This is a genomic window from Sporosarcina sp. ACRSM (assembly GCF_022346545.1).
In the GTDB taxonomy this organism is placed as follows: domain Bacteria; phylum Bacillota; class Bacilli; order Bacillales_A; family Planococcaceae; genus Sporosarcina.
Genome location: NZ_JAKRNU010000008.1, coordinates 109,503 through 122,359, shown reverse-complemented (window position 1 = coordinate 122,359; position 12,857 = coordinate 109,503). Strand labels below are relative to the sequence as shown.

The window sequence follows — 12,857 nt, the reverse complement described above, 5'->3', positions numbered from 1 at the left end:
AAGAGGAGAATGAATATCCTTGCAAAACGTTCTTATCGTTGGAGCGGGGACAGGCGGATCAATCATTCTGGACCTTCTCCAAAATGTGGATTTTATGAAAGTGAAAGCGATTATTGACGTAGATGAAAATGCACCGGGTATTCAACTTGCCAAAGACCTCGGTGTCAGTCATGGTGCTGAATGGAGAAGTTGGCTAACAGGAGATTTACATATCATTTTCGATGTGACCGGGAATAACTCTGTCTTTACCGAATTGCTGGAAGCAAGACCTGCGCATACAGTTCTCGTGCCGGGGTCTGTCGCAAATCTTCTCATTCAATTATTACAGGAGAATGCTAGACATCTCGAGCGTATCCAAACCGAAATGCATAGGCAGCGGATGATTTTCGACTCCATCGAGGAAGGTATGGTAGGCATCAACGAAAAAGGGTATGTCGATTTCATCAACAAGAGCGCGTGTAAGATGGTCGGCTATCCGATTGATGAGGCATTAGGTAAACCGATAAGAGAAGTCATTCCATCTTCTGAACTTCCACGTGTATTTCGCACGGACCGATCCGAAGTGAACAAGGAATTGGTTCTTGCCAATGGGTTGAAGATTATGACTTCCCGTTTTCCACTTTATAATTCGGAAGGTCAAAAGGTAGGGGCTTTCGCCGTTTTCAAAGATATATCGGAAGTCGTGGCGTTAGCGGAAGAAATTACGGAAATGCGCAGTCTGATTAAGGAACTGGAAAGCGCAAGGATCATTATACGGAAACTGGAAGCGACCTATACATTCGATGACATCATCGGTCATTCAGCTGAAATGGAAATTGCAATCGCCCAGGCGAAAGTCGCCGGTCGGTCTGATATCCCTGTACTCCTTCGCGGCGAATCCGGGACGGGGAAGGAATTATATGCGCATGCGATTCATAGTAGCAGCAAACGCCGCTTTAAGCCTTTCATCCGTGTCAATTGTGCATCGCTTGATCCAATCACTGCAGAAGATCAGTTATTCGGGCAAGCAACCTCAGTACAACCAATAGGATTAATGAAAAGCAAAAAAAGCCTTTTTGAAGAAGCGGATCAAGGCACACTGTTCATTGATGAGGTTGCGGATTTATCGTTTGCTATTCAGCAAAAGCTCCTCCGTTATTTAACGGATGGAATGATCTATCGCAAAGGGGAGAGTCAACCCATCCGACTTTCAGTTCGAGTTATTACCGCAACAAGTAAAAACTTAGAAAAAGCGATGAGCGAAGGGACATTTTTGGAGGAATTGTACTATGTGCTGAACCGCATCGCGATTCAAATTGCACCACTCCGCTCAAGAAAGGGAGATATTCCGTCCATCGTGAGCCATTTGCTTGTCAAATTGAACCGAGAGTTAGGCATGAATATCGTGCAAATCGAAAATGGCGCACTGGAAAGGCTGATGCAATACGATTGGCCGGGAAATGTCAGGGAATTAGAAAATGTACTGGGTCGGGCGATGATCTATATGGATGCAGGCGAAGCGATCATCGGTCTGGAACAAGTGGATAAATCGCTTTCCTCAAGAGACTATAAAGACGTCGAACAGTTGCTTTCTGAAAAAACTACACTCGCGTCCATGATGGAAGAACATGAAAAAGAGATTCTTGAGACTGCTCTTCGTGAAAATAAAGGCAATAAATCATTGACTGCCAATCGACTCGGAATTTCGCTTCGGTCCTTGTATTATAAACTTGAAAAATATAGTCTGATATAGAAGGAATCTTTATGGAGGAGTAGTGTCAATGACCATACTCGATTCACTTGTCGGAAAGGCGTTAAGAACAGAAGATCCTGTTGTCGCGATTGCCTCTGCCGCCGACAGGGAAGTTCTAGAATCCGTCCGTTTGGCTGTTGCTAAAGAGATGGCATCTTTTATGCTTATTGGTGATGAAGAAAAATTATACAAATTACTGGAGACCGAATTCCAATCATTATTGCCAACCGGAAAAGTAACGGTACATCATGCTGAAAATGAAACAGTCGCTGCCGCACTCTCAGTGAAAGCGGTTTCGGACGGGCGGGCGCATGTCCTCATGAAGGGGGATTTAGCCACTTCCACGATTTTAAAAGCTGTCTTGAACAGTGAATACGGCTTACGGACAGGGAAAATTTTATCGCATGTAGCCGCATTTGAAGTTCCCGGCTATGATCGCTTACTTTTTGTTACGGATGCGGCGATGAATATCGCGCCTGATTTGGAAGCAAAGGCACAAATTGTTCGGAATGCAGTCGCGATGGCACATGCCTGCGGGGTTAAAAGGCCGATTGTTTCACCGCTTGCAGCCGTTGAAACGATCAATTCAGCAATGGTTTCGACGACAGATGCCGCCTCTCTTGTTATGATGAATCAACGGGGACAGATTACAGGCTGTTTGATCGATGGTCCGCTTGCGCTTGATATTGCAGTATCCGAACGGGCAGCAGCGCAAAAAGGGATTACCGGTGATACCGCTGGGAAAGCAGATATTTTGCTCGTTCCGGCTATCGAAGCGGGTAATATTTTATACAAATCATTGATGTACTTCGCAAATGCGAAAGTCGGGGCTGTCGTTCAAGGCGCGAAAGCCCCGATCGTCCTGACATCCAGGGCGGATAGTTCCAATAGTAAAGTCTATTCCTTAGCTCTTGCAATCTTAGCTTCACAATAAAAACAACAGACAATCCAAGGAGGATATAAAAATGGAAATTTTTAAATATATGGAGAATCAAGATTATGAGCAACTTGTTATTTGTCAGGACAAAGCATCAGGATTGAAAGCGATCATTGCGATTCACGACACGACACTTGGACCGGCGCTTGGTGGAACGCGTATGTGGACATATGCAAGTGAGGAAGAGGCGATTGAAGATGCGCTTCGCTTAGCGCGTGGGATGACCTACAAAAATGCTGCTGCAGGACTTAATTTAGGTGGCGGAAAAACAGTCATCATCGGTGATCCACGGAAAGATAAAAATGACGAAATGTTCCGTGCGTTCGGACGCTATATCGAGGGATTGAACGGACGCTATATTACGGCGGAAGATGTAGGAACGACAGAAGCGGATATGGATTTGATTCATCTGGAAACAGATTACGTCACGGGCACATCCAGCGGGGCTGGATCATCAGGAAATCCTTCACCTGTTACGGCTTTCGGAATTTATCAAGGTATGAAAGCGGCGGCGAAAGAAGCATTCGGCAATGATTCCCTAGTGGGTAAAACAGTGGCAGTACAAGGGGTCGGTAATGTCGCTTTTGCACTTTGTCAGTATTTACATGATGAAGGAGCAAAACTGATCGTGACCGATATTAGCGAGGAAGCGATTCAGCGTGCAGTCAATGCCTTCGGTGCGACAGCAGTCGGCATTGACGAAATCTATGGGCAAGAAGCGGATATTTTTGCACCTTGTGCCCTAGGGGCCATTATCAATGACGAAACGATTCCTCAACTCAAAGCAAAAGTGATTGCAGGTTCTGCCAATAACCAACTGAAAAATCCGGAACATGGGGACCGCATTCACGAAATGGGCATCGTTTATGCGCCTGATTATGTCATCAATTCAGGTGGGGTCATCAATGTTGCAGACGAATTGGCCGGCTATAATCGTGAACGCGCTATGAAACGTGTCGAAGGCATTTACGACACGATCAGTAAAATATTTGAAATCTCAAAACGTGACAATATTCCATCGTATCTAGCAGCAGACCGTTTGGCCGAAGAACGGATTGCACGTGTGGCGAAATCCCGCAGTCAATTTTTGCAAACTGAAAAAAATGTTTTATCACAGCGTTAGGCAAGCTGCCGTCCTTGAAACGCTCCGAGAAGTGGAAGATGGGCATATGGCAATGAATTCGTGAAAACCATCAGGGCAACGTGGATTGGATTTCGGAAATGGATTGTCTACCTCTCGGTGATGATGAAATGCAAGCACTTGCAGACGGAGCCATCCGCGTCCTATCTGGAAAAAGGCTCGCCAAAATTACCCGTCTTAACGGGGCGTTGGGAAGGAGGCCAATTTATTGGCACGAGAATATGATATTGTAATATTAGGTGGCGGAACCGGTGGCTATGTTGCAGCAATCCGGGCTGCCCAATTAGGATTGAAAACAGCGCTTGTCGAAAAGGGAAAGCTTGGGGGAACATGCTTGCACAAAGGATGTATTCCGAGTAAAGCTCTGCTTAAGAGTGCAGAAGTATTCGATATGGCGAAAAATAAAATGGCGGATTTCGGTGTTGATGCACCAACAGTGACTGTCGATTTCAGACGTGTTCAAGCGCGGAAAGATAAAATTGTCAATCAATTGCATAACGGCGTGACCGCACTGATGAAAAAAGGAAAAATCGATGTGTTTGAAGGAATCGGTAGAATGCTTGGTCCATCCATTTTCTCACCGATGCCGGGCACCATCTCTGTGGAAATGAATAATGGTGCTGAAAATGAAATGCTTGTCTTAAAAAACTTGATCATTGCAACGGGGTCGCGACCGCGTACTTTACCAGGATTGGACATCGATGAAACGCAAGTTCTGTCTTCAGACGGGGCGTTATCGATGGAAACACTACCTCAATCGATCCTCATTGTCGGTGGCGGAGTCATCGGCATCGAATGGGCGTCCATGCTGAATGATTTCGGGGTCGATGTGACCGTGTTGGAATATGCAGATCGGATATTGCCGACAGAAGATGAAGACCTATCCAAAGAAATGAAAAAGCTTTTGACGAAAAAAGGTATTACATTTGCGGTCAATACGAAAGTTCTTCCAGAAACGCTAATGAAAACAGATCGGTCTGTAACGGTAACAGCAGAAGTTGACGGAGTGAACAAGGAATTCGCTGCGGAAAAAATGCTTGTATCGGTCGGCCGCCAAGCAAATATTGAAGGAATCGGTCTGGATAATACAGAAATTGAAATTGAGAATGGTTATCTTAAAACAGGACCGACATATCAAACGAAAGAACAGCATATTTATGCGATCGGTGATGTAATCGGCGGAATGCAATTGGCACATGTTGCCTCGCATGAAGGGATTGCGGCAGTCGAACATATTGCAGGCCTGAAAAATGAACCGTTAGACTATACGAAAATTTCCCGTTGCGTCTATTCGAGTCCCGAAGCTTCAAGCGTGGGTCTTACAGAAAAGCAAGCACAAGAACAAGGCTTTGACGTGAAAGTCGGGAAGTTTCCGTTCAGTGCAATCGGGAAAGCGCTCGTCAATGGCAACTCGGACGGTTTCGTAAAAATCGTTGCTGACCGGCAAACTGAAGATATTCTTGGGGTCCATATGATTGGTGCACAAGTCACTGATTTAATTTCAGAGGCGGGGATTGCCATGGTACTCAACGCAACACCATGGGAAGTGGCGGGCACAATCCATCCGCATCCATCCCTTTCAGAAGTAATAGGGGAAGCTGCTTTAGCTATTGATGGCAAAGCAATCCATATGTGAAAAAGGGGGACTATAGAGATGACTAAGAATCGTCATGAAGCGCTAGGATTGACAAGCGAAGATGTATTGAATATTTATGAAACGATGTTGATGGCTCGTCGGATCGATGAACGGATGTGGCTATTAAACCGTGCAGGGAAGGTGCCTTTTGTCGTCTCCTGCCAAGGACAAGAAGCGGCGCAAGCGGGTGCAGCCTATGCCCTGGACAAAGAGAAAGATTGGATTGCGCCTTACTATCGCGACATGGCGGTTGTGTTGCAATTTGGACTCACTCCGAAGGAATTGATGCTTTCCGTCTTTGCGAAAGCGGAAGATCCAAACTCGGGTGGCCGTCAGATGCCCGGACATTTCGGCAAGCGGGAAAATCGGATCTTAACAGGATCCTCTCCGGTTACGACCCAATTACCTCATGCCGTCGGTGTAGCACTTGCCGCGAAGATGAAAAAAGAGGATTTCATCACCTTCGTGACACTTGGTGAAGGATCATCCAACCAAGGTGATTTCCATGAGGGCATGAATTTCGCAGGCGTCCACAAATTACCGACGGTTGTAATGGTCGAAAACAATAAATATGCCATTTCGGTACCGGTCGAAAAACAACTTGCTTGTGAAAAGGTTTCCGATCGTGCTATCGGTTATGGTATGCCGGGGGTTACAGTGGACGGGACCGATCCACTTGAAGTATATAAAGTCGTGAAAGAAGCGGCAGATCGTGCAAGACGGGGAGAAGGACCGAGCCTCATAGAGACGATTTGTTACCGTTTGACCGCGCATTCATCGGATGATGATCACCGCCTGTACCGGGATGCGGATGAATTGGAAAGCGAAAAGAAAATGGATCCGCTTCCGAAGTTTTCCACTTATTTAAAAGAAGTCGGGGTATTAACAGAGGAAATGGAAAGAGAACTAGAAGAACGTATTATGAAAGAAGTGGATGAAGCGACAGATTACGCTGAAAATGCGCCCTATGCCGAACCGGAATCTGCGCTGCGCTATGTCTATGCTGAAGATGGGGGGAACGAATAATGGCAGTCATTTCTTATATCGATGCGATTACAATGGCGATGAGGGAAGAAATGGAGCGGGACGATCGTGTTTTCGTGCTAGGGGAAGATGTCGGCCTTAAAGGTGGCGTTTTCAAAGCGACGACCGGTCTTTACGAGCAGTTTGGTGAATACCGGGCGCTCGATACGCCACTCGCTGAATCTGCCATCGCAGGTGTGGGAATCGGAGCGGCGATGTATGGACTGCGTCCAATTGCAGAAATGCAATTTGCAGATTTCATCATGCCTGCTGTCAATCAAATCGTTTCAGAAGCGGCTAAGATACGCTATCGTTCCAATAATGACTGGTCTTGTCCGATCGTCATTCGTGCACCATTTGGAGGCGGGATTCATGGTGCTCTTTATCATTCGCAATCCGTGGAATCGATGTTCGCGAGTACACCCGGTTTGAAAGTTGTCATTCCATCGACACCATATGACGCAAAAGGATTATTGAAGGCGGCAATACGTGATGAAGATCCGGTATTGTTCTTTGAACATAAGCGGGCTTATCGTCTCATCAAAGGTGAAGTGCCGAATGAAGATTATGTCTTGCCGATCGGAAAAGCGGATGTGAAGCGCGTTGGCGATGATATCACGATTATCACATATGGTCTTTGTGTCCATTTTGCACTTCAAGCGGCCGAACGTCTTGCCCAGGATGGCATATCTACTCATATTCTTGACTTGCGGACGATTTATCCGCTTGATAAGAATGCGATTATCGAAGCGGCTTCCAAGACGGGGAAAGTTTTGTTAGTGACGGAAGATAATCAAGAAGGAAGCATTTTGGGAGAAGTAGCGGCCATCATTGCCGAAAATTGCTTGTTTGAACTCGATGCTCCGATAAAACGTTTAGCAGGACCTGATGTACCTGCCATGCCATATGCACCGACGTTGGAGAAGTTTTTCATGGTCAATCCGGACAAAGTCGAGAAAGCGGCACGTGAACTCGCTGAGTTTTAACTGAACTGGAAAGGAGGTAAAATAATTGGCAATTGAAAATATTAGCATGCCGCAACTCGGGGAAAGTGTGACAGAAGGCACGATAGAGAAATGGCTAGTCAAACCGGGCGATACGGTGAACAAATATGATCCGCTTGCAGAAGTGAACACGGATAAAGTGACGGCGGAGATTCCTTCTTCTTTTACCGGGACAATCAAAGAACTGATTGCACGGGAAGGGGAAACGCTTGCTGTCGGAGAGACCGTCTGTACGATTGAAACGGAAGGCCAAAACGAGGCAACGCCAGTCGCAATAGCACCTGCACAGGAAGAACCTGCCAATGCAATATCGACAGCAGATGTTCAAACACAGTCCGACACAGCAAACCGCCAAAAAGGAAAAGCGGCGGGGCGCTACTCTCCGGCAGTTCTGCGGTTGGCACAGGACAATGGCATCGATTTGACACTTGTGGAAGGTTCGGGTGCGGGCGGACGAATTACACGGAAAGACTTGTTGGCGTTGATTGAGAGTGGGAATATTCCTTCTACACCGACCCCGTCTGCATCAGCCCCACGAGTGCCTATAGATTCAGCATCATCTCCCACGAAGCCAGTTAAGGCTGTCGATGTGCCTGTAGCAGTGGGAGATATTGAGATTCCGATAACAGGGGTACGCCGTGCGATCGCCAGCAATATGTTGCGTTCTAAACACGAGGTACCTCATGCTTGGATGATGATTGAAGTCGATGTGACGAATCTTGTTCAATACCGTGACGCATTGAAAGACGACTTCAAAAAGAAGGAAGGCTTCAATTTAACTTACTTCGCTTTCTTTATAAAAGCGGTTTCCCAAGCATTGAAAGAATTTCCGATGATGAATTCGATGTGGGCTGGAGACAAGATTATCCAGAAAAAAGACATCCATATTTCTATTGCGGTCGCGGCGGAGGATGCTCTTTACGTTCCCGTCATCCGCCATGCTGATGAAAAAACAATCAAAGGAATTGGGCGTGAAGTGCAGGAACTGGCGACTAAAGTGCGTTCAGGTAAGTTGAATGCATCCGAGATGAAAGGCGGTACATTCACGGTAAATAATACCGGCGCATTCGGCTCCGTTCAATCGATGGGGATCATTAATCACCCACAAGCAGGAATCCTTCAAGTGGAGTCGATTGTCAAACGCCCTGTTATCATGGCGGGTGGTATGATTGCTGCACGTGATATGGTAAACCTGTGCTTATCGATTGACCATCGTGTACTTGACGGGCTTGACGGCGGTCGATTCCTTGCACGTGTGAAAGAAATTCTAGAAAACATATCAGCCGACAATACATCGGTTTACTGATGGATGACGTTCAAAAGCCCGGACTGCCCAAGTCCGGGCTTTTTCATCAAGTAGCGACTTCTGTAGCTGATGGTTCGCTTTCAATAGACAAGCTTTATAGAATAAAGGTAAATAGCACTTTTGTTCGAATTAGGTGAGTTTTCATACTAACACTTCCAACAAAACCATTTGTCAGGTAAAATTAAACTAGATGGATGTTTTCGAAGGGAAAGGGGATGGGAATGATATGTCAGTACATACAATGAAAACAGCGATGTTTGACAAAGCGGATGCTACCCAATGGAGAGAAGCGGCAACCAAAACGTTGAAGGGGAAGCCTTTTGAAACGCTGTTGACTAAGACGATAGAGGGCATCGAACTACACCCGCTCTATACGCTAGAGGATGTTGAATCCCGTGCGCAAAAACATCGAGCAATCAGCAAGGAGACAGGATGGATCGTCGCTCAGCAAACGTTTGCGCAAGACGGTCAACAATTTATCGGAAAAGTGAAAGCTTCCCTAAAGCGTGGCAATGAAGCGATCTTATATGATGGTACACAGCAACTTGATTGGAACCAGTCATCGCTGGAGGAACTGGCACAGCTGATGGTATCCTATCCATTTTTTATTCGAAACACAACAAAACAGGATCCAATTTTGAATGCGTTTTCATTAATCCCAGAAGCGATGCGTTCGACGGTGAAAGGGATGATCTTTGTTCCTGACTGGATCATTCCGGACGGCTTCTTGCAGGTTCGGACGATTGGTGCGGATAGTGGGTATGCTCATCACAAAGGGGCAGATGCTGTTACAGAGCTTGCCTTAACGCTTGTACAAGCCGCCCAGTATGCTGAAGGCAAGGAGAACTTTTCCGATTTCGCAAATGATTTCTTTGTTCATTTTGCGGTGGATACGCATTTTTTCATGGAAATTGCTAAGTTCCGTGCATTTCGCATTCTATGGCAAGCATTCGGAACGGCCTATGGCATGAGGCAAACACCGAATATCCCGATACTTGCGACGACATCCCTACGCTCCTATTCGAAGTTGGATCCTTATGTCAACTTATTGCGCGCAGGCAACGAAGCTTTTTCGGCGGTTCTGGGGGGGGCCGACGTCATCACGGTACATCCCCATGATGTATTGACGGGGCCGACAGATGCTTCCATCAGATTTGCGCGCAATCTTCAGCTTGTCATTAAAGAGGAAACCCATGTCGATAAAGTGCTGGATCCTTCAGGCGGTTCTTATTTTATCGAAACGATCACATCCAAGCTTGTCGAAAATGCATGGGCAATGTTTATAGAAATCGAGGCGGATGGCGGTTATGAAGCCTTTATGAACAGCTCACGTCTCGAAGACCTTCTGAAACAACGGCGTTCGGACGTGGCAAAAGGGAAGAAGTCATTGATTGGAACTAATGTGTATGCAGATTTGACAGCCACAGAGTTAACAAATGGGGATGTGGCTCTTACGGGAGGGCGGCTTGCCGAGCCATTCGAAAAGATCCGATCAAAATTTGAAGAAGGACAGCCTAGAACGGTATTAGTGACGTTTGGCAGTGTGAAAGACTTTAAACCCCGCGCTGATTTCGTAGGAGGGTTTTTGGCGATCGGAGGCATCCGTTCCGAATTGAGTCCAGCTTTTCAAGAAGCACAAGACGCAATCGATTGGCTCCAGCAGGAAAGGCCGGACTATGCAATTGTTTGTGCTTCACCGACGGAGATGGAATCCATAATTCCGCAATTATTGGGGAAACTTCCTGATTCGGTCATTTTGGAGGCGGCAGGGAAATATGATACGGAGCTAGCCCAACAATGGCTTGATTTAGGTTTACATGGTTTTCTATTCGTTGGTCAAGACAAAGTAGAAAAGCTGTTTGACATCTATAGCCAATGGAAAGGGGATAGTCAAGATGAATAAACCCGATTTCAGTAAAGTAGACTTGCAACAAATTACAGCCAATTTGACAGAAACAAAGCCGGTTGACCATAAACCGTTTCTCACTAACGAAGGCATCGAAGTGAAAAACTACTATGTAGAAAAAGATATTGAAAACATAGAACACGTGCATGATTATCCTGGAATTGCGCCGAATACGAGAGGCCCTTATCCAACGATGTATGTCGCAAGACCTTGGACAGTGAGACAATACGCCGGCTTTTCGACAGCGGAAGAAAGTAATGCATTCTATAGACGTAACTTGGCGATGGGGCAAAAAGGCCTTTCCGTTGCATTCGATTTAGCGACGCACCGTGGATATGACTCCGACCATCCGAGGGTGACGGGGGATGTCGGGAAAGCGGGCGTCGCCATCGATTCAGTCGAAGATATGAAAATATTATTCGATGGCATTCCACTCGACCAGATGTCGGTGTCAATGACAATGAATGGCGCGGTATTGCCAATCATGGCTTTTTATATTGTGGCGGCAGAAGAGCAGGGGGTGTCACCGGACCAACTTGCCGGTACGATTCAGAATGATATTTTGAAAGAATATATGGTGCGGAACACGTATATTTTTCCTCCTGAAATGTCCATGAAAATCATTGCGGATATTTTTGAATACACATCCAAGAATATGCCGAAGTTCAACTCGATCTCCATTTCCGGCTATCATATGCAGGAAGCGGGGGCAACCGCGGATATTGAACTTGCCTACACCCTTGCGGATGGACTTGAATATGTCCGTACGGGATTGAAAGCGGGCATTGATATCGATTCCTTCGCACCGCGCTTATCCTTTTTTTGGGCAATCGGCATGAATTACTTTATGGAAATTGCCAAAATGCGTGCTGCGCGCAAAATTTGGGCGCAAATGATGAAAACATTTGAACCAAAAAATCCGAAATCACTCGCTTTGCGGACCCATTCACAAACATCAGGCTGGAGCTTGACTGAGCAAGACCCCTTCAACAATGTGACGCGCACGCTGATTGAAGCGAATGCAGCGGCAATGGGGCATACGCAATCGCTCCATACGAATGCGCTGGACGAAGCGATCGCCTTACCGACAGATTTCTCTGCACGCATCGCCAGAAATACGCAGCTGTTCTTGCAGGAAGAAACGTTGATGACGAAAGTGATCGATCCATGGGGCGGTTCCTATTATGTCGAGCGATTGACCGATGAGTTGATGGAAAAGGCATGGACGTTGATCGAAGAAATCGAAGATCTTGGTGGGATGGCGAAAGCGATTGAGACGGGATTGCCAAAAATGAAAATTGAAGAAGCGGCCGCTAAACGTCAAGCGCAAATCGATTCGCGTGCCGAAACGATTATCGGCGTCAATCAATACCGATTGGAGACAGAAGATCCAATCGATATTTTGGACATTGACAATACGCTTGTTCGACAAAAGCAGATCGACCGTATTAATGAGATGAAGGCAAAGCGCAATGAAGCCGAAGTAAGACAGCTTTTAGCAAAGTTGACGGAAGTGGCGCGGAGTGGCGAGGGCAATCTTCTTTCCTGTGCGGTCAATGCGGCACGTGCACGCGCGACAATCGGTGAAATTTCAGATGCGATTGAAAGCATATCGGGCAGACATAAGGCGGTGATCCGTTCGGTGAGTGGTGTGTATAGTTCAAATTTCTCGAATGCAGAAGAGATTGAAGAAGTAAAATTGATGGCCGAAGATTTTTTGCACAACGAAGGGCGACGGCCGCGTATCCTCATTGCCAAAATGGGGCAAGACGGCCACGATCGCGGGGCAAAAGTCATCGCATCTTCTTTTGCCGATCTCGGTTTCGATGTGGATATTGGACCATTGTTCCAAACACCGGAAGAGACGGCTTTGCAAGCAGCTGAGAACGATGTGCACGTCATCGGCGTCAGTTCACTTGCGGCGGGACATAAAACACTTGTCCCTGCACTGCGGGAAGAATTATCCAAAATCGGCCGCGATGATATTCTCATTGTTGTCGGAGGGGTGATCCCGGCACAGGACTATGCCTTCTTACGCGAAAATGGCGCTGTCGCTATCTTCGGTCCTGGAACAGTCATTCCAGTCGCTGCGCAAAAAGTGATTGAAGAAATTTACAGCAAGCTTGGCTACAAGGAAGTGGCGGAGTGAAAGAATATAACCGTTTAGACGAC

General features: G+C 46.6%; 9 protein-coding genes. All 9 read left to right on the top strand.

Translation table 11 applies throughout. The annotated features are described in order from the left end of the window. Window positions 1–19 precede the first annotated feature (19 nt). The 9 genes from MHZ95_RS13765 to scpA all read left to right on the top strand — a co-directional run bounded on the left by MHZ95_RS13765 (window position 20) and on the right by scpA (window position 12,834). A complete protein-coding gene (locus MHZ95_RS13765) occupies window positions 20–1,732 on the top strand; it encodes a sigma 54-interacting transcriptional regulator (RefSeq protein WP_239391356.1) in 1,713 nt (570 codons plus the stop codon). 28 nt (window positions 1,733–1,760) lie between these two features. Continuing rightward, window positions 1,761–2,666, top strand: coding sequence for a phosphate butyryltransferase (yqiS, locus tag MHZ95_RS13760; RefSeq protein ID WP_239391355.1), 906 nt, complete (start codon window positions 1,761–1,763; stop codon window positions 2,664–2,666). A 31-nt stretch (window positions 2,667–2,697) separates the two neighbouring features. Further along, window positions 2,698–3,792, top strand: a complete 1,095-nt coding sequence (locus tag MHZ95_RS13755) for a Leu/Phe/Val dehydrogenase (RefSeq protein WP_239391354.1) — start codon at window positions 2,698–2,700, stop codon at window positions 3,790–3,792. 226 nt (window positions 3,793–4,018) lie between these two features. Further along, the gene (gene lpdA, locus MHZ95_RS13750; RefSeq protein ID WP_239391353.1) at window positions 4,019–5,446 is read left to right on the top strand and encodes a dihydrolipoyl dehydrogenase; all 1,428 of its coding nucleotides are present in this window, start codon (window positions 4,019–4,021) and stop codon (window positions 5,444–5,446) included. Between the two features lie 18 nt (window positions 5,447–5,464). Next, window positions 5,465–6,472 (top strand): thiamine pyrophosphate-dependent dehydrogenase E1 component subunit alpha, encoded by a 1,008-nt coding sequence (locus tag MHZ95_RS13745; RefSeq protein WP_239391352.1) that lies wholly within the window; start codon window positions 5,465–5,467, stop codon window positions 6,470–6,472. Continuing rightward, entirely contained in the window at window positions 6,472–7,455 is a 984-nt protein-coding gene (locus MHZ95_RS13740; protein WP_239391351.1) for an alpha-ketoacid dehydrogenase subunit beta, read from the top strand. Before MHZ95_RS13745 ends, MHZ95_RS13740 begins: the two co-directional genes overlap by 1 nt. 25 nt (window positions 7,456–7,480) lie before the next feature. After that, window positions 7,481–8,779 carry a dihydrolipoamide acetyltransferase family protein gene (locus MHZ95_RS13735; protein WP_239391350.1) on the top strand — a complete coding sequence of 433 codons (1,299 nt, stop codon included), beginning with the start codon at window positions 7,481–7,483 and terminating at the stop codon, window positions 8,777–8,779. 226 nt (window positions 8,780–9,005) lie between these two features. Then, window positions 9,006–10,682, top strand: coding sequence for a methylmalonyl-CoA mutase family protein (locus MHZ95_RS13730; RefSeq protein WP_239391349.1), 1,677 nt, complete (start codon window positions 9,006–9,008; stop codon window positions 10,680–10,682). Beyond that, window positions 10,675–12,834 carry a methylmalonyl-CoA mutase gene (scpA, locus tag MHZ95_RS13725; protein WP_239391348.1) on the top strand — a complete coding sequence of 720 codons (2,160 nt, stop codon included), beginning with the start codon at window positions 10,675–10,677 and terminating at the stop codon, window positions 12,832–12,834. The genes MHZ95_RS13730 and scpA overlap by 8 nt, the downstream gene beginning before the upstream one ends. Window positions 12,835–12,857: the final 23 nt, after the last annotated feature.

Bases quoted from the DNA above. Each gene is read 5' to 3' on its own strand.
- MHZ95_RS13745 (WP_239391352.1), top strand. From the start codon at position 5,465: ATGACTAAGAATCGTCATGAAGCGCTAGGATTGACAAGCGAAGATGTA.
- MHZ95_RS13730 (WP_239391349.1), top strand. From the start codon at position 9,006: ATGTCAGTACATACAATGAAAACAGCGATGTTTGACAAAGCGGATGCT.
- scpA (WP_239391348.1), top strand. From the start codon at position 10,675: ATGAATAAACCCGATTTCAGTAAAGTAGACTTGCAACAAATTACAGCC.
- MHZ95_RS13740 (WP_239391351.1), top strand. From the start codon at position 6,472: ATGGCAGTCATTTCTTATATCGATGCGATTACAATGGCGATGAGGGAA.
- MHZ95_RS13755 (WP_239391354.1), top strand. From the start codon at position 2,698: ATGGAAATTTTTAAATATATGGAGAATCAAGATTATGAGCAACTTGTT.
- yqiS (WP_239391355.1), top strand. From the start codon at position 1,761: ATGACCATACTCGATTCACTTGTCGGAAAGGCGTTAAGAACAGAAGAT.